Origin of the sequence: Microbispora sp. H10885 (assembly GCF_014161415.1) — a bacterium.
In the GTDB taxonomy this organism is placed as follows: domain Bacteria; phylum Actinomycetota; class Actinomycetes; order Streptosporangiales; family Streptosporangiaceae; genus Microbispora; species Microbispora triticiradicis.
The window spans coordinates 164,413-181,189 of the sequence record NZ_JABBWY010000002.1 but is presented as its reverse complement, the minus strand read 5'-3'; the positions used below and the strand labels follow the sequence as shown (position 1 = coordinate 181,189).

Annotated in this window: 15 protein-coding genes; 12 read left to right on the top strand and 3 right to left on the bottom strand. The window is 72.3% G+C overall.

Annotated elements, in window-relative coordinates; translation table 11 throughout:
* Positions 1–81: 81 nt before the first annotated feature.
* Positions 82–2,658, bottom strand: a complete 2,577-nt coding sequence (locus HHX37_RS05885) for an LVIVD repeat-containing protein (RefSeq protein WP_182884767.1) — start codon at positions 2,656–2,658, stop codon at positions 82–84.
* A gap of 543 nt (positions 2,659–3,201) precedes the next feature.
* On the opposite strand from HHX37_RS05885, the gene HHX37_RS05880 reads away from it, so the two are divergent.
* The 9 genes from HHX37_RS05880 to HHX37_RS05840 all read left to right on the top strand — a co-directional run bounded on the left by HHX37_RS05880 (position 3,202) and on the right by HHX37_RS05840 (position 12,176).
* Positions 3,202–3,621 (top strand): DUF5980 family protein, encoded by a 420-nt coding sequence (locus HHX37_RS05880; protein WP_111700198.1) that lies wholly within the window; start codon positions 3,202–3,204, stop codon positions 3,619–3,621.
* A gap of 238 nt (positions 3,622–3,859) precedes the next feature.
* A complete protein-coding gene (locus HHX37_RS05875) occupies positions 3,860–6,121 on the top strand; it encodes a catalase (RefSeq protein WP_182884766.1) in 2,262 nt (753 codons plus the stop codon).
* Positions 6,122–6,202: 81 nt separating this feature from the next.
* Positions 6,203–6,640 carry a hypothetical protein gene (locus HHX37_RS05870; protein ID WP_182880262.1) on the top strand — a complete coding sequence of 146 codons (438 nt, stop codon included), beginning with the start codon at positions 6,203–6,205 and terminating at the stop codon, positions 6,638–6,640.
* A gap of 214 nt (positions 6,641–6,854) precedes the next feature.
* On the top strand, positions 6,855–7,361 hold the full coding sequence (locus HHX37_RS05865) for a flavin reductase family protein (protein WP_111700195.1): 507 nt from the start codon (positions 6,855–6,857) through the stop codon (positions 7,359–7,361).
* Between the two features lie 88 nt (positions 7,362–7,449).
* Complete coding sequence (locus tag HHX37_RS05860) at positions 7,450–7,998, top strand: NADPH-dependent FMN reductase (RefSeq protein WP_182884765.1); 549 nt, start codon at positions 7,450–7,452, stop codon at positions 7,996–7,998.
* Entirely contained in the window at positions 7,995–8,234 is a 240-nt protein-coding gene (locus HHX37_RS05855; protein ID WP_182884764.1) for a hypothetical protein, read from the top strand. The genes HHX37_RS05860 and HHX37_RS05855 overlap by 4 nt, the downstream gene beginning before the upstream one ends.
* Before the next feature lie 44 nt (positions 8,235–8,278).
* Complete coding sequence (locus HHX37_RS05850; protein WP_182880265.1) at positions 8,279–9,595, top strand: lanthionine synthetase LanC family protein; 1,317 nt, start codon at positions 8,279–8,281, stop codon at positions 9,593–9,595.
* Positions 9,596–9,632: 37 nt separating this feature from the next.
* Positions 9,633–10,850: a sulfite oxidase gene (locus HHX37_RS05845; RefSeq protein WP_310740275.1), complete on the top strand. Its 1,218-nt coding sequence runs from the start codon at positions 9,633–9,635 to the stop codon at positions 10,848–10,850.
* A 90-nt stretch (positions 10,851–10,940) separates the two neighbouring features.
* Positions 10,941–12,176, top strand: coding sequence for a sensor histidine kinase (locus HHX37_RS05840; RefSeq protein WP_182884763.1), 1,236 nt, complete (start codon positions 10,941–10,943; stop codon positions 12,174–12,176).
* Positions 12,177–12,306: 130 nt separating this feature from the next.
* Here the strand turns inward: HHX37_RS05840 and HHX37_RS05835 are convergent, their stop codons facing one another.
* The gene (locus HHX37_RS05835) at positions 12,307–12,930 is read right to left on the bottom strand and encodes a DedA family protein (RefSeq protein WP_182884762.1); all 624 of its coding nucleotides are present in this window, start codon (positions 12,928–12,930) and stop codon (positions 12,307–12,309) included.
* Positions 12,931–13,034: 104 nt separating this feature from the next.
* A complete protein-coding gene (locus HHX37_RS05830) occupies positions 13,035–13,727 on the bottom strand; it encodes a GNAT family N-acetyltransferase (RefSeq protein WP_182876329.1) in 693 nt (230 codons plus the stop codon).
* A gap of 259 nt (positions 13,728–13,986) precedes the next feature.
* Here HHX37_RS05830 and HHX37_RS05825 point away from each other — a divergent pair, with 259 nt between their 5' ends.
* From HHX37_RS05825 to HHX37_RS05815, 3 genes are all read left to right on the top strand, one after another.
* Positions 13,987–14,949 (top strand): amino acid ABC transporter permease, encoded by a 963-nt coding sequence (locus HHX37_RS05825; protein ID WP_182880268.1) that lies wholly within the window; start codon positions 13,987–13,989, stop codon positions 14,947–14,949.
* Positions 14,946–15,713 carry an amino acid ABC transporter ATP-binding protein gene (locus tag HHX37_RS05820; protein WP_310738014.1) on the top strand — a complete coding sequence of 256 codons (768 nt, stop codon included), beginning with the start codon at positions 14,946–14,948 and terminating at the stop codon, positions 15,711–15,713. Before HHX37_RS05825 ends, HHX37_RS05820 begins: the two co-directional genes overlap by 4 nt.
* Positions 15,714–15,783: 70 nt before the next feature.
* Entirely contained in the window at positions 15,784–16,764 is a 981-nt protein-coding gene (locus tag HHX37_RS05815) for an ABC transporter substrate-binding protein (RefSeq protein ID WP_182884761.1), read from the top strand.
* Positions 16,765–16,777: the final 13 nt, after the last annotated feature.

Here is a 16,777-nt window from a genome sequence, read left to right as displayed (position 1 = left end):
ACCTTCGACCCCCAATAAAAGCGGGGCCGGCCGATTCGGCCGGCCCCGCTTCTGTTCTATTGAGGGGTTACACGGGTGCGGTCAGGCGCAGCTGATCGCGTTGTAGGCGGCCTCGTACGAGGTGGTGCCCTGCTTGCCACCGATCGTCGCGGTCCCGGTGACGGTCACCGTGCCCGCCGCGAGCTGCCCGGCCCGCGTGTTGAAGGACTGGTAGGCCTGCTTGGCCGGGGCCACGCCCTCGACGGTCTTGGCGCCGTACGGGGTCGTCAGGGTCACGGTCGCCGGCACCTCGGCGTCGTTGACGGCCGTGACCGCCACGTACGCCGACGTCCCCACGCAGCGGGAGGAGGCGGTCACGGTCAGCGGGACGCGCGGAGCGGGCGTGGCGATGGTCAGCTTGACCGCCTTGGCCTCCTCCACGTTGCCGGCCTTGTCGGCCGAGCGGTACCGCAGCTCGTGCTCGCCCGGGCCGGAGACGGTGACCGGGCCGGTGTACGGCGTCCAGTCGCCGGCGTCCAGCGCGTACTCGGTGCGCGCCGTGCCGGACGTCTCGTCCGTCGCGGACAGGGTCACCTGCACGTCGCCGTCGTGCTCGCCGCCGTCGTTCGCCGGCGGGACCGTCGAGGTCGTGACCGGCGCCGTGGCGTCGATCCTGGCCGTGACGGTCCTGATCTCCTCCACGTTGCCGGCCTTGTCGGCCGAGCGGTACGCCAGCGCGTGCGCGCCGTCGCCGGACAGGACGACCGGAGCGGCGTACCGCGTCCAGGCGCCGCCGTCCAGCCTGTACTCGGTGCGGTCGAGCCCGCTGCCCTTCGCCTCGTCGGCGGCGGTCAGCGTGACCTTGACCTGACCGGTGAACCAGCCGCCGGCCGGCCGCGCCGGGTCGGTCGTCACGCTCGTCACCGGGGCGGTCCTGTCGGCCGGCTGCTTGGCGATCAGGGCCTTGGCGAGGTCCTTGAGCGCCTGGATCAGCGCGGCCTGCTCCGGGTCCGACTTCTTCAGCGGCAGCGTGGCGGCACCCAGCAGCAGCGCCGAGGCGGCCTGCCACTGGGACTTGCGGCTGAGCTGCTCGGCCAGGTCGATCGCCGTCTTCACCGAGGTGGCGGTGCCCTTGCTCATCTTGCCCGTGCGCAGCGCCTGAGCGTAGCGCGCCCGGACGAGGTCGAAGCTCGGCTCCCAGGTCAGCTTCGGCTGGGCCTGGGTGTTGAACTTGCCGAGCCGCACGCTCGCGGCCGCGTCGATCTCGGCCTGGTCGAGGAACTGGCTCGGCGTCAGCTTGAAGGCGTCGAAGCCGCGGGCGATCTCGTTGCCGTAGATGTGGCCGTTGTACCAGTAGGCCGACCAGTATCCGCCGAGCGCCAGCGACGTGGCGTTGATCGGGCCGCGGTCGAAGAAGGCGATCTCCTTCGGGTTGCGGGAGTCGGTGAAGTCGAACGCCGACAGCCCGCCCTGGTACCAGGCCTGGACCATGATGTCGCGCCCGGGGACCGGGACCAGCGAGCCGTTGTGCGCGACGCAGTTCTCCGTGGTCGTCTGCGGCGCGGGGAGCTTGTAGTAGCTGCGGAACTGCAGCTTGCCGCCGACGATGTCGTAGATGGCGTTGGCGCCCCACGACGGCTCGTCGGTGACCCGGCACCGCGCGCCCGAGCCGCCGCCCCACTCGTCGGTGAAGACGACCTTGGTGCCGTCGTTGTTGAAGGTGGCGGAGTGCCAGTAGGCGTAGTTCGGGTCCGAGACCGCGTCCAGCCGCTTCGGGTTCGACGGGTCGGAGATGTCGATCAGGATGCCGTTGCCCGCGCAGGCTCCGGCGGCCAGCCCGATCTCCGGGTACGCCGTGATGTCGTGGCAGTGGTTGGTGACCGGCCGCGGCGACCAGTTGGTGCCCGACGGGTGCTGCTGGGTGGGTGGGGTGTTCTGCAGCCCGTCGATCGCCCCGGTGGCCGGGTCGGCGAACAGCCGGGGCCGGCTGACGACCGCCGCGTTCTGCGGGGCGGCCAGCGGCACCCGGATGACCTCGATCCTCCACAGCGAGGTTTCGGGGTCGTCCGCCGCGGTGTTGGCGCAGCCCGCGAGCTCCTGACCCGAGCGCACGCCCGCCGTGCCGGAGACGTAGACGTAGACGTTCTCCGGCTCGTTCTTGCTGGTCACGAGCGAGTGGGTGTGCGAGCCGCGGCAGGTCTGCACCGCCGCGACCTGCACCGGCCGGCTGACGTCGCTGATGTCGAAGACGCGCACGCCGCGGAACCGGTCGGGGTTGACCGTGCCGCTCGCGCCCTGCGTGCCGCAGTCGACGCGGCCGCGGGTCTCCTCAACCGACATGAACAGCAGGTTCCCGTACACCGACAGGTCGCCCTGCCCGCCGGGGCAGATGACCGACGTCTTCAGGACGGGGCTGCCGCCGTTGGAGATGTCGTAGATGTTGAAACCCTGGTAGTTGCCGGAGAAGGCGTAGTCGCCGGCGAAGGCCAGGTCGGAGTTGGCGTAGGAGGCGTTCCCCGGGTTGGAAGGCTGGACGAACCCTTCCGGTTTGTCCAGATGGGTCAGCAGTTGAACGTTGCTGGCGGCCTCCTGGGCGTCCAGCCAGCCCGCGCCGAGACCGACGCGGGGGTCGGTGTCGGCCGTGGCCGCCGTCGCGGTGGACGCCAGCCCCAGGAGCATCGCTCCCGTAGTGGTGATGATTCCCAGCCTGCGTAGTCGAGCGCGTCCCCCACGCGCCAAACGGCTACTCGTCACGGGCCGTTTCCCTTTCTTTACGGCACCTCCTCCCCTGAGCCGGCGCGTGGCCGGTGGACGACCAGGGACCTGGCCGGTGCCTCCGTACGAGGCCGGCGTGGGGGGAAGATCCCATTGGTGGTTCCCGCGAACTGTAACGGAAAGGATTTTGATGTTCCATAGGACGACATATCTGATTATTCCGGACACGCAGCTCACGGCATTTGAAAGCGGTTACCGTGATGCATTCGTTGCATAAGTTGCGGTATCTGACCAGGGCTGTGGGGGTGCCGGCGAAAGTCCGGCGATCGTCCAGCACGGACGGGGGGCGACGAGGTGGGACGCGCCGCCGCGCCCGGCCGGACCCGATCGGCTTCGCGGCACCGGCCGGTGAATCTTGGTATGTGAAACCCCCCTCCCGAAGAGGTTGAACCGTAAATTACAGTGATCGCGCAGTCAACTCCCAGACACAAGAAGTCAGGAGGCCCTGTGAAATCACCCCATCGTGCCGTCAGGCTGGCACTCGGCCTGACGACCGGACTGGCGCTGACGCTGGCCGGTGCCCCGCCGGCCTCGGCGGCGACGTGGACGCTGAACGACATCCATCAGCAGACGTGCGTCACATCGCGCTACGGTCACCCGGGCACGTACTTCCTGGCCCAGGTCACCGGAACCTGGTCGGCGAACATCACGCTCGGACTGAGCGACCTGCCCTCCGGTTCCACCGTCATGGGCGGCTTGATCGGCGGCCCGGGATCGAACAGCGACCCGACGCTCGTGAACGGTTTCGTCGGGGTGTCGATCGCGCCGGCTCCCGTCGGCACCTACACCGCGCACCTGGTGGCATCCGACGGAACGGTGACCCAGACCAACCCGATCACGATCCACGTGAAGGACAGCTGCCCCTGATTCGCGGAGGACGTCCAGGCCGCGCGGGCCGCCGGAGCAGTCCGCTGTCTCCGGCGGCCGGCCGAGGACCGTCGCGGGGTCGCCTTCGGCGGGCCGGTGACCTCCCCTTATGCCGATCGTTGATCCGGCCGCCTGGGACGTCTTCGCCGAACCGGGCGGCGCGGCCGAAGGTTTCCCTTCCCCACCTGCGGGTATGCGCGCGAATCTGCTCATCGCCGCTCGGGGAGGAACGCGCCGCATGGATGCCAGCAAGCCCGCCAAGGTCGTCAAGGACGTCGTGGAGAACGCCGCCGAGAAGGTCGCCGAGTTCCTTACGCCGGACGTTCCCGGTTCGCCGGGCAGCGCCCCCGCGCCCCTGAAGGAGCCGACGACGCCGCACGACCCGCTGCCGCCCAAGAAGGAGCAGGGCGCTCCCGCGACCGTCACGCCGACCGGGGCGGAGACCGGCGCGCCCGCCGCGGCCAAGGCCCAGCAGGGCGCCCACCTCACCACCGCGCAGGGGGCGCGGCTGCGCGACACCGACCACTCGCTGAAGGCGGGGGAGCGCGGCCCGACCCTGCTGCAGGACCACCACCTGCGCGAGAAGATCACCCACTTCGACCACGAGCGCATCCCCGAGCGTGTCGTCCACGCCCGGGGCGCCGGCGCCCACGGCGTGTTCGAGGCGTACGGCACCGCCGAAACGGTGACAAAGGCCGGTTTCCTCAAGAAGGGCAGGAAGACCGACGTCTTCGTGCGGTTCTCCACCGTCCTCGGCTCGCGCGGCTCGGCCGACACGGTCCGCGACACCCGGGGCTTCGCGACGAAGTTCTACACCGACGAGGGCACCTTCGACCTCGTCGGCAACAACATCCCGGTCTTCTTCATCCAGGACGGGATCAAGTTCCCCGACGTCATCCACGCGGGCAAGCCCCACCCGGACCGGGAGATCCCCCAGGCGCAGAGCGCGCACGACACGTTCTGGGACTTCGTCTCCCTGCACACCGAGGCGCAGCACCACACCATGTGGAACATGTCCGACCGCGCGATCCCGCGCTCCTTCCGGACGATGGAGGGCTTCGGCGTCCACACCTTCCGGCTCGTGAACGAGGCGGGGGAGACCGCGCTGGCCAAGTTCCACTGGAAGCCGAAGCTCGGCGTGCACTCCCTGACCTGGGAGGAGGCACAGATGCTCGGCGGGATGGACCCCGACTTCCACCGCCGCGACCTCTACGACGCGATCGAGGCCGGCGCCTTTCCCGAGTGGGAGCTCGGCATCCAGGTCTTCCCGGACACGCCGGACGAGACCTTCGAGGGGGTCGACCTGCTCGACCCCACCAAGATCGTGCCCGAGGAGCTCGCGCCGGTGCAGGCGATCGGGCGGATGACGCTCACCCGGACGCCGACGAACTTCTTCGCGGAGGTCGAGCAGGTCGCCTTCCATCCCGGCCACCTGCCGCCGGGCATCGACGTCACCAACGACCCGCTGCTGCAGGCGCGGCTGTTCTCCTACCTCGACACCCAGATCACCCGGCTCGGCGGGCCGAACTTCGCGCAGATCCCGGTCAACCGCCCGCGCTGCCCGGTCAACGACATGCTCCGGGACGGCTTTCACCAGCACGCCGTCCACGCGGGGGTCGCGCCGTACCGGCCGAACTCCCTCGACGGCGGGAACCCGTTCGTCGCGGGCGACGCCGAGAACGCGTTCACCGACACGCCCGTCCAGGTCGCCCAGGCGCGGAAGGTGCGGGCCAACCCCGCGTCCTTCGGCGACCACTACAGCCAGGTGCGCCTGTTCTGGCTGAGCATGTCGCCGGTGGAGAAGGAGCACATCATCCGCGCCTACACCTTCGAGCTGGGCAAGTGCTACGAGCAGGCGATCAAGGAACGCCAGCTCCAGTGCCTGGCGAACATCGACCCCGTGCTCTGCCGCGAGGTCGCCACCGGGCTGGGCCTGCCCGTGCCGGAGCCCACGCTGCCGCTCGCCGACCCGGCGCCCAGCGCCGCGCTGTCGCAGGTGGGCAAGGAGTGGCCGGCCGATGGCCGCATGGTCGGCATCGTCGCCGACGCCGCCGCCGACCTCGGCGCCGTACGCGAACTCCGCACGGCCGTGTTCGCGGCGGGCATGGTGCCGCTGGTGATCGCCCCGCACGGCGGCATGCTGGACGACGTGCCGGTGCAGCGGACCTTCGCGACCGCCCGGTCGATCGAGTTCGACGCGCTGCTGCTGGCGACGGCCCCGGCGCCGGCGCCCGACGCCCTGCCCGCGCGCGACGCCAAGGCGGGCGCGGACGGGTCCGCCGCGGTGGACCCGCGCGTGACGCTCCTGGTCGACGAGTGCTGGCGGCACGCCAAGGCCATCGGCGCCTGGGGCGCCGGCGCGGCCGTGCTCACGCAGGCCGGGATCACCGGCGCGCCGGGAGTGGTGACCGGTGACTCCGCCACGGAGGTCCTCTCCGGCGTGCGGCGGCTGATGGCCGCCCACCGGGTCTGGGAGCGGTTCCCGGCCTCGGTCGCCTGACACCGCGCCCAGGGCGCGTCCGCCCGCGGACACCCGGGACGACGAGGCATGCCCCGTCGTCCCGGGGGCAATCTGCGTTCCATGAACGTCGCAGCAGATCCCGTCCTGCAGGCCCTGGTCTTCGCCGTCGACACGGCCAGGGGACAGATGAGCGTCACCCTCGCCGTGAACGGCGCGGTCATCACCGGCATCCTCGTCTCCGCCGAGGAGTACGCCGCCACGGTCGTCGCGCAGATCCGCCGATCGCGCGCCGGGAACGGCGAGGGGGAGGGGCTCGAGGACTTCTTCACGCCCGTCGCCGAGCAGGCGAGGGAGCGCCGCGAGCGCCATGCCGCCGTGCTCGCCGGCGGGAGCGCCCCGGAACCGGAACTCCCGGCCTACCTGCACCTCGTCGACGCCTTCACGGTGACCGGAGACCATCTGCCGCAGGGCCCGGGAGCGACCTGGCGGATCCGGGTCGACGACGTCGGCGGATGGAGCGTCAATCCGATCAGCGCCCCCGGCCGGCGCGACTCCTGACCTCCCGGATCTCCCGCCTCCCGATCTCCCCGCCACCGGCGCCGGGCCACGCGTACTCGCGTGGTCCGGCGCCGGTCGGCTGTCCGGCCTGCCTGCCAAGGCGTGACGGCACTTCCCAAAACCGGGTAAACAGACTAATTTAGTAGGGAATGTAACGCTGCTCCGCCCACGCGACGGGGGGTTCCCGGCAGCGGTGAACACGCATGGAGGTCCCATGACGCAGACTCTGCCCGGCCCCGCTCTGAACGCCGACGGCTTCAGGCGCGCGCTCGCGGTGCACGCGGCGGGCGTCGTAGTGATCACAGCGCAGAGCGGGGGGGTTCCGGTGGGCCTGACCGCCACCTCGTTCTCCTCGGTGAGCCTGGACCCGCCACTTGTCTCCTTCTACGTGGATCAGGCGTCCACCACCTGGCCCTCGCTGCGTGAGGCGGACCATTTCGCGGTGAACGTGCTGACCAGCGACCAGGCCGATCTCGCCGCCCGGTTCGCGCGCAAGGGCACCGACCGGTTCGCCGAACCGACCCGGTGGCGTTCCGGACCGCTCGGGGCGCCGTTGCTGGAGGACGTCTCCGCGCACCTGATCTGCCTGCCGTACGAGCGGGTCGGCATGGGCGACCACATCCTCGTCGTCGGCCTGGTCACCCAGGCCGACCTGCACGGGCCGCGGCGTCCTCTCCTCTACCATCAGGGCCGCTTCGGCCGGTTCGTCGAGCACTCGTGATCACCCGGGGACTCCCGGCCCCCTCTTCCTCTGGAGGATCATCCATGGTCTACGGCAACTCCCGTCCTGACGCTCCCGTGGTGGCGTCATGAGCTCTCTTGTGGCACTGGTCGGCAATCCACGCGGTGGCTCCCGCACGCGCCTCGCGGCGGTGGCGGCGGCCGAGGCGCTGGGGTCACGGATCGGGTATGGCGTGCCGCCCGAGGTCGTGGACCTGTCCGCGCTCGGGCCGCACCTGTTCACCCCCGGCCCTTCGCCGAGCGTGGAGGTGGCGCTGGAACTGGTCGCGGGATCGAGTGTGCTCGTGGTGGCGAGCCCGACCTACAAGGCCACCTACACCGGGCTGCTCAAGGCGTTCCTCGACCGTCTCCCAGGTGGCGCGCTGACCGGGACGGTGGCCCTGCCGCTGCTGGTCATGGGCGACGCCCGTCACTCGCTGGCCGTCGAGCTGCACCTGCGTCCCGTGCTGGTCGAACTGGGCGCGCTCGTGCCCACCCCCGGCCTGGCGCTGCGGGAGTCCGAGATCCCCGACCTCGACCGGGTCCTCGGCGAATGGGCCGACAGGGTCGCCCCGCAGGTGACCGCACAGCTGGCTGCGCAGGCGCCGCCGGCGGTGCGGGGAAAGGTCACGGCGTGACGGTCCCGGCCGGCGCCCTGGGGGACGCGGTGGGAGATGCGGTGGGCGACGGTCTGGGAGGCGGTCTGGGAGACGGGCCGGGGAACGCCGCGGAGGCGCTCCCTGACCGCTATCCGGGTGACACCCACTGGTACGACCTGCCCGACGACGACGCCGCGCCCGAGGAGGGCGAGCACGAGACCGGAGCCCGGTGGCTCCGGTGGCGCTCCGGCTCACGGCGCCGACCCGGACAGTAAGAAAAATTGGTATTACCTACTGGGTTTGTGGGATAGTAAACCCCATGGGCAGGGACCCGATCCGCTCGTCGAGTGAGCGGGCAGAGACTCCGCTGACGGCGGCCATCATGGCGGGACGGTGGATCCGCGCGGCCGCCGTGGACGACGAGCGCGGAAGGCGGTGGCGGGCCAACCCCGACCCGTACGGCAGACCGGCGACGGCCGGCGGGCCGGTGTCCCTGCACTCCGGGGCGGCCGGGATCGTGCTGTTCTTCCTGGAGCTCGCCGCCGGAACCGGCCACGAGGCCTACCTGGAGGACGCCCGCGCCGGCGCCCGCTACCTCGCCGCGACGTGTCCCGAGCAGGGGGACATGTCGCTGCACCACGGCCTGGCGGGCGTCGTCCTCGCGCTGGCCGAGGCCGGCTGGGCCCTCGGCGAGGAGCGGTTCGAGGCCACGGCGGTCGCGGTGGCCGACCGGATCGTGCGGAGCGCCCGCGCGTTCGACGGCGGCGGGATCGGCTGGTCGGGGGATCCCACCCTGCGGGGTGACGGCGGCGTCGTCCTCGGGCTGCTGCGCGCCGCCACCGCGCTCGGCGTGCCCGCCTACGAGGAGATGGCGGTCGAGGCGGGCCGGCGGATCGCGCGGCTGGCGGGACCCCGCGAGGAGACCGCGACGTGCCCGGTCCTTCCCGGCGAGGCGGCGGCGCCCGGCTTCCTGACCGGTGCGGCCGGAACGGCCTTCCTGCTCGCCCGCCTGTACGCCGCGACGGGCGACCGGTCGTTCCTCGACGCGGCGTACCGCGGCGCGGGCGTCGTCAGGGCCGCGGGCGTGGCGACGGGACAGGGCGCCGTGGTCGGCGACTACCTAGGCTACTGCTCGGGGTCCGCCGGAGTCGCGCGCATGTTCTACGAGCTCTACCGGGTGACCGGAGACAGCGGCGAGCTCGAATGGGTGAGGCGGCTCGCCGCGGGGGTCAGGGAGTCGGGCGCGCCCTTCCGCCAGACGGCGGGCCTGTGGAACGTCGCCTGCCAGTGCTGCGGCACCGCCGGGCTGATCGAGCTGTACGTGGGCCTGTGGGCGGCGACGGGGGAGCAGGAGCACCTGGAGTTCGCCCGCAGGCTCGCCGACCACCTGATCGGCAGGGCTACGGGCTACGACGAGCGGGGATACCGCTGGTACCAGGCGTACCGGCGGCAGCGCCCCGGCGAGGTGTCGGCCGACACCGGCTACCTGACGGGGGCGGCGGGGATAGGGGCGGCGCTGCTGCACCTCGACGCGGCGGGGCAGGCGGACCGGCCGCGCCGGGTCATCCTGCTGCCCGACAACCCGTTCCCGCCCATCCCCCTGCCGGCCGTCGCCCTGCGGAGGCCGGCGAGCTAGTGGAGTGTCCGAGGCGCCGACAGCGCGGAGGTGACGTGTGAATCCACGCTTCCCGACCACGACCACGACCACGACGGGCGACCGGGAGACGGGCCGCCGCGCGCCCGGAGCGGGGGAGCCGCCCGCACCACCAGCGCCGGCGCCACCGCCCACGTCGCTGACACCGTCCGCACCGCCGCCCGGCATCCGGAAGGCGCTGCCGGCCCGCCTGTTCGCCGTGCACGGCACCAACGCCGAGATGCGGTGGGAGGCCCTGCGGGGCGAGGGCGACCTGACGCCCGAACGGCTGTTCTTCGTCCGCAACCACACGTCGACGCCGCTGGTCGACGCCGCCTCGTGGCGGCTCACCCTGTGGGGGAGCGGGCTGCGCCGTGGCCCGGTCTCGTTCACCTACCGCGACCTGCTCGCCATGCCGGCGGAGGAGGTGACGGCGTTCGTCGAGTGCGCGGGCAACGGCCGGAGCCTGTACGGGGAGCAGCAGAGCCAGGACGTGACCGGCACCCCCTGGAGGCTGGGAGCGGTGGGGGTGGCGCGCTGGCGGGGCGTGCCGCTCGCGGCGCTCCTCGGCAGAGCGGGGATGACCGGTGACGCGGTGGCGCTGATGCCGCGCGGGCTCGACCCCGACTACGTCGACGGCGGGGAGAACCTCGGCCGGGTCCGCCGCCCGCTTCCCGTGACCAAGGCGCTGGACGACGTCCTCGTGGCGTACGAGATGAACGGGCGGCCGCTGCCGCCCGACCACGGTTTCCCGGCGCGGCTGGTCGTGCCGGGGTGGGCGGGGATCGCCTGGATCAAGTGGCTGGGAGACGTCGAGGTGTCGGCCGAGCCGCTGGAGTCGCCGTGGAGCAGCCGCCTCTATCGCATGCACGGCCCTGGTCACCCGCCGGGGGGAGGCCCCCCGCTGACCCGGACGGGGGTGAAGAGCGCCTTCGAACTCCCCTGGCCGGCCCGCCTCCGGGCGGGACGCGGCCATCTGCTGCACGGCCGGTCGTGGTCGGGCAACGGCCGCGTGGTCCGGGTGGACGTCAGCGACGATGAGGGCGTGTCGTGGCGGCCCGCGCGCCTGCACGGAGACAGGAGCCCGCACGGGTGGGTCAGGTGGACCTTCCGCTGGGTGCCGCCCGGCGTGGGCGAGGCGGGGCTGCTGGCCCGGGCCGTGGACGAGACGGGCGCCGTGCAGCCGGAGCGGGCGGCGTACAACCACCTGGGGTACGCGTTCGACGCGGTGGTGCGCCACCCGGTCGTCGTGACCTGACCGGCGGCGGGGGAGGCCGCGGCCGGACGGGCCGCGAAGATCTACTGACAGGGGGCGTGGGTGCCCGCGTAAACGGGCAAAGAATCGTATATGTGGCGAAATCTGGCGCAGATTCGCACGTCACATGGCGCGGTGCTGGTCGACCTGTTGCTCGCCGCCGCCGTCATCGCGTTCACGATCCCGCCGACGGTGATGGGTCACTCCTTCTCGCTGTGGGACGGAGTGCCGCAACCGGTGGAGCTCGCCGTCGGATCGGCCACCGCCGCGACGATGCTGCTGCGGCGTTACACCCCCTGGCCGGCGATCGTCGCCGGCGTGCTCTGCGCCTGCCTCGTGGGCGAGACGGTGCCGATGGTCCTCGCCGTCTTCTCGCTGACGGCGGAGCACCGCGCGCGCTCGTGGACATGCGTGGCGCTGGCGCTCATGGCGGTGTATCTCGTGGTCGACTACGAGAACCCCTACACGGACCGGATCTTCTACCTGAGCGTGGTACGCGCGGTGACGCTCGTCTACCTGCCCGCGCTGGTCGGCACCTGGGTGTACGACCACCGGCGGGGGATCCGCGAGCTGAGGGCCGGGGTGCGTGAGCGCGAGGAGTCGGCCGTCCTGGAGGAGCGGCGCAGGATCGCCCGGGAGCTGCACGACACGGTGACGCACGCGGTCACCGGCATGGTCCTCAACGCCGGTCTCATCCGGGATCCGGTGGATCCCGCCGACATCCCCGATCTCGCCGAGGGGATCGAGGACAAGGGCGTCGAGGCGCTCGGCGAGCTGCGGCAGCTGCTCACCATGCTCCGCCGGGAGGACGTGCCGGTGGTGGAGGGGGCCGAGGCGATCGCACGCCTGGCCGAGGACGCGAGGGCCGCCGGGCTGCGGGTCGACGTCCGGCTCGACGTCCCCCCGGGGGCGCTGCCGCCGGAGGTGACGCACGTGTGCTACCGGCTCGTCCAGGAAGGGCTGAACAACGTGCGCAGGCACGCCCCCGGCTCCGAGGTCCGGATCGCCGGCGCGATCGAGCAGGGCCATGTGGACATCTCCGTGGTCAACACCGCGGGATGCCCGATGGGTGGCGCAGGGGCTGGCGCAGCGGGCGGCAAGGGCGGCCCGGCGGGCGGTGCTGGGCCCGGCAGGCGGGCGGCGACCAAGACGCCGCTGCTCGGCGGAGGCTACGGCCTCCCCGGCATCAGGGAGCGCGTCAGCCTGCTGGGCGGCAGCCTCACCGCGGGACCTACCCCCGACGGCGGCTTCGTCCTCGCGGCCCGGCTGCCGCTCGAACCCCCCGAAAAACAGGCCGACCTCCGTCAGAGACGGAGCGTCCGCGGCTGACCGCGCGTGCCGACCGCGGCCGACGGTCGCGCGGGCCGGTCGCGCGGGCCGGTCGCGCGGGCCGAGCCGCGACGCGGGTACGCGCGGCCGGTGACGCGGTGGGCCCGCCCGCGGAGCACGTGCCTTCCCTTCACCGGAGAGGCGATCTCCCCGTGCCCTTCCTGTGCGCCCGGACGCGCCACACGACCAGGGCGATCACGACGGCCCCGGCGACCACGGCCGCGGCCACGCCGCCGACGGCCGACTCCACCCGCCGGTACGCCGCGCCGGCGAAGTAGCCCAGGAGGGTGTAACCGACCCCCCACAGCACCCCGCCCACCACGTTGAACAGCAGGAATCGCCGGTACTCCATCCGCGAGACCCCGGCCAGCGTGGGAATCAGGGCCCGCAGGAACGCGACGAACCGGCCGAGGAGCACCGCCTGGGGCCCCCACCGGCGGACCAGCTCCCGGGCCCGCTCCACCCGCTCCCGGCGGCGGCGCAGCGGACGCGCGCCGAGGACGCCGGGGCCGATGCGACGGCCGATGGCGTACCCCACGCTGTCGCCCGCGACGGCGGCCAGCACCGCCACGAGCGCCAGCCAGTACACCGAGAGCCTGCCCTGGCCGGCCAGCACGCCCCCCAGCACGACGGCCGTCTCACCCGGGATCACGAACCCCACGAACAGCGCGTCCTCGGCGAAGACCAGAGCGGCCACGACCCCGTAGACCGCGATGCCCGACAGGCCCGAAAGCCAGTTGATGATCGCATCCACGTGTCCTCCAGACGGCCCCCGACCGACATGGTCACACGGTCGTGCTCAGGGGGCCGCCCTCCGCCCGCGCGTCGGCGAGGCGCCGCCGCCCGGCGCGGGCCTTCTCAGGCGACCGGCACGTCGGCGGGCACGCGGACGGCGGTGAAGGTCGTCCGGCGGCGGAGGCGGAAGCCGAGCGCCTCGTACAGGCGGATGGCGTCGGTGTTGCTCTCGGCGGCGTGCAGGAACGGGATCTCGCCGCGGGCCCGGATGCCGGCGGCGACGGCCAGCACCAGCCGGGCCGCCAGGCCCTGCCGGCGGAAGGCCGGGTCGGTGCAGACGGCGCTGATCTCCGTCCAGCCGGGCGGGTGCAGCCGTTCCCCGGCCATCGCGACCAGCGCGCCGCGGCGGCGGATGCCCAGGTAGGTGCCGAGTTCGATGGTGCGCGGCCGGAACGGGCCGGGCTGGGTGCGCTCCACGAGGTCCAGCACGTCGGGCACGTCGGCCGCCCCCAGGCGGACGGCTTCGTCGTCCCGGACGGGGACCACGCCGTCGCCGACCAGTTGCACGCCGGCGCCCTGCATCACCACCTCCCACCCCGGAGGAGGGGTCACGCCGGTGACCGGGATCGTCGCGCCGGGCCCGGCGAGCACGGCGAGGTCGTTCCAGTCGCCGGGGCCGGGATCGTCGGGCAGGGTGTGGAAGGGGGAGACGTCGCCGGGGTAGCGCAGCGCGTTGCCGTGCCGTTCGGCGAGGTGGGCGTGGGGTCCGGTGAGCGACGCCCAGACGGGGTTGTCGAGGGGGTGCCGGTCGCTCATCGCGCCTCTCCCCGTGTCATGCCGGTTCCTGCCGTGCCGTGCTGATGGGGGGACAGGTATGCCTTCGCCATCGGACCTCCCGCCGTTCGTGCGTCTGACGATGCGTCCATAAACCTACTAAACAAGTAGGTCTTGACGGTATATCGGGCTTGCCCCCAAGATGAGGACGAGATCAGGCGCGGCCGCCGCGAGGGCCGATCCCGGCCCCGGGCCCCGCGCCGCCGGCAGACATCCATCCACTCGCCACCCCGGAGGCACGATGACCGCTCCTGTCGTGCTGGAGGAGACGACGGCGGAGTCCGCCGCCCTGACCGTGGTCAGGGCGCGTCACCCCGGACGCTGGATCGCCGGCGCCGCGGTGGCGGTGCTGCTCGCGATGGCGGGCAACGCGCTGGTGACCAACCCGGCCTGGGACTGGCCGGTCGTCGGCGAATACCTGTTCCATCCCTCGGTGCTGCACGCGGTGCTGTTCACCGTGGAGCTGACCGCGCTCGGCATCGCGCTCGGCTTCCTGCTGGGGACCGTGCTCGCGCTGATGCGGCTGTCGCGCGTCCCGCTGCTCGCGTCGGTGGCGTGGGGCTACGTGTGGCTGTTCCGCTCGGTGCCGCTGATCCTGCAGCTGCTGTTCTGGTACAACCTCGCCGCCCTGTACAAGCAGATCTCCTTCGGGGTGCCGTTCGGGCCGGCCTTCCTCTCCGTCGGCACGATGGACCTGATCGGGCCGGTGACGGCCGCCGCGCTCGGCCTCGCGCTGCACCAGGCGGCGTACGCCGCCGAGATCGTGCGCGGAGGCTTCCTGTCGGTGGACCCGGGCCAGCTGGAGGCGGCCGCGGCGCTCGGCATCCCGAGGGCCCGGCAGATCCTCCGGATCCAGCTTCCGCAGGCCATGCGGTCGATCGTGCCGGCGGCCGGCAACGAGATCATCGGCCTGGTCAAGGGCACCTCGGTCGTCTACATCATGGCGCTGCCCGAGCTCTTCTACCAGGTGCAGGTCATCTACAACCGGACCGGCCGGGTGATCGCGATGCTGCTGGTAGCCGCGATCTGGTACCTCGTCCTCACCACGGTGCTCTCGGTCGGGCAGTACTACGTGGAACGCAGGTTCGGCAGAGGCCTCGCGCGGCCGGGGCCCTCGGCGCGGATGCGGCGCCTGCGCCAGGCCCTCGCCGTACGGCGGGCCGCCCCCCGGCGAGCCGGCGGCGGCGAAGGGGGACCGCGATGAGCGGCGAGTTCATGGTCGACGTGCGCGGCGTCCACAAGAGCTACGGCTCGCTGGAGGTCCTGCGCGGCGTGGACCTGCGGGTCCGGCCCGGCGAGGTGACGGTGATCATCGGCCCTTCGGGGTCGGGCAAGTCGACGCTGCTGCGCGGCATCAACCACCTGGAGAAGATCGACCGCGGGTACATCGCCATCGACGGCGAGTTCGTCGGCTACCGGCGCTCGGGGAACCGCCTGCACGAGCTGAAGGAGCGCGAGATCCTCCGCCGGCGCACCCACATCGGCTTCGTCTTCCAGAACTTCAACCTGTTCCCCCATCTCACGGTCCGGCAGAACGTGACCGAGGCCCCGCTCTCCGCCCAGCGCCGCCCCCGTGACGAGGTCGAGGCGCTGGCGGCCGAGCTGCTGGAGCAGGTGGGGCTGTCCGGCAAGGCCGACGCCTACCCGCGGCAGCTGTCCGGGGGACAGCAGCAGCGCGTCGCGATCGCCCGGGCGCTCGCCCTGCGGCCCAAGGTGGTGCTGTTCGACGAGCCCACCTCGGCGCTCGACCCGGAGCTGGTGGGCGAGGTGCTGGAAGTCATGAAGACGCTCGCCCGCGGCGGCACCACCATGATCGTCGTCACGCACGAGATCGGCTTCGCCCGCGAGGTCGCCGACACCGTGGCCTTCATGGACGCCGGCCGGATCGTCGAGCAGGGCCCGCCCCCGCGGGTGCTCGACCGGCCGGAGCACGACCGCACCCGTGCCTTCCTCGGCAGGGTGCTCTGACTGGCGAGCCCCGCGAAGAGGCGACGCGTAAAGACCCCAAGAAGCCCCGAGAAGCCCCGAAGGAAAGCGCATGTCATCCGCACCCCGGTCAGCCGTACTCGCCGTGTCCGCACTGCTGCTGCTCGCGGCCTGCGGCACGGCCTCCGACAGACCCGCGACCGGCACCGCCGCCGCGGCCGCCGAGGCGGCGCCGGTCGGCTTGAAGATCGACACAAGCCCGCGGCAGGACCGGATCCGGGCCGCGAAAGTGGACGCGATCGCCGCGGAGGTTCCCTCCGCCGTCCGGGCCAGGGGAGAGTTCCTGGTCGGCACCTCGACGTTCGAGCCGCCGCTGTCCTTCGTCGCCGACGACAACGTCACGCCGATCGGGGTGGAGGAGGACATCGCCTCCCTCGTCGCCGACGTGCTCGGCCTCAAGCCGCGCATCGAGCCCACCTCGTGGGAGAACCTGTTCCTCGCGGTCAGGTCCGGCAAGTACGCGGCCGGGTTCTCCAACGTCACCGTTACCGAGGAGCGCAAGGACGTCTACGACTTCGCCACGTACCGGCTGGACCAGCTCGCCTGGGAGGTGCCGAAGGACAGCCCCGTCACCTCGATCACCAAGCCGGCCGACGTCGCCGGGCTCACCGTGGCCGTGGGATCCGGCACCAACCAGGAGAAGATCCTGCTGAGCTGGGACAGGCAGAACCGCGCCGCCGGGCTGAAGCCCGTCCAGATCCAGTACTACAAGCAGGCGGCCGACACCTACCTGGCCCTCAGGTCCGGCCGGATCCAGGCGTACTTCGCGCCCAACCCCACCTCCGCGTACCACGCCGCGGTGAGCGGCGAAACCAAGATCGTCGGCACCTACTCCGGTGCGGGCCCCACGCTCCAGGGGCTCATCGCCGCCATGACCCAGAAGGGCAACGGCCTGGCCAAGCCGATCAGCGACGCTCTCAACGCCCTGATCAAGGACGGCTCCTACGGCAAGGTCCTCGCCCGCTGGGGCCTGTCCACCGAGGCCGTCGCCGAATCCCAGGTCAACCCGCCCGGCCTGCCCCGCGAGCAGTAGGCAACCCGTCCCG

Excerpts from the sequence above, each read along its gene's own strand:
- HHX37_RS05875 (WP_182884766.1), top strand. The coding sequence starts at position 3,860 with ATGGATGCCAGCAAGCCCGCCAAGGTCGTCAAGGACGTCGTGGAGAAC.
- HHX37_RS05865 (WP_111700195.1), top strand. The coding sequence starts at position 6,855 with ATGACGCAGACTCTGCCCGGCCCCGCTCTGAACGCCGACGGCTTCAGG.
- HHX37_RS05820 (WP_310738014.1), top strand. The coding sequence starts at position 14,946 with ATGAGCGGCGAGTTCATGGTCGACGTGCGCGGCGTCCACAAGAGCTAC.
- HHX37_RS05860 (WP_182884765.1), top strand. The coding sequence starts at position 7,450 with ATGAGCTCTCTTGTGGCACTGGTCGGCAATCCACGCGGTGGCTCCCGC.
- HHX37_RS05885 (WP_182884767.1), bottom strand. The coding sequence starts at position 2,658 with ATGCTCCTGGGGCTGGCGTCCACCGCGACGGCGGCCACGGCCGACACC.
- HHX37_RS05815 (WP_182884761.1), top strand. The coding sequence starts at position 15,784 with ATGTCATCCGCACCCCGGTCAGCCGTACTCGCCGTGTCCGCACTGCTG.
- HHX37_RS05825 (WP_182880268.1), top strand. The coding sequence starts at position 13,987 with ATGACCGCTCCTGTCGTGCTGGAGGAGACGACGGCGGAGTCCGCCGCC.
- HHX37_RS05830 (WP_182876329.1), bottom strand. The coding sequence starts at position 13,727 with ATGAGCGACCGGCACCCCCTCGACAACCCCGTCTGGGCGTCGCTCACC.
- HHX37_RS05850 (WP_182880265.1), top strand. The coding sequence starts at position 8,279 with ATGGGCAGGGACCCGATCCGCTCGTCGAGTGAGCGGGCAGAGACTCCG.
- HHX37_RS05840 (WP_182884763.1), top strand. The coding sequence starts at position 10,941 with ATGTGGCGAAATCTGGCGCAGATTCGCACGTCACATGGCGCGGTGCTG.
- HHX37_RS05870 (WP_182880262.1), top strand. The coding sequence starts at position 6,203 with ATGAACGTCGCAGCAGATCCCGTCCTGCAGGCCCTGGTCTTCGCCGTC.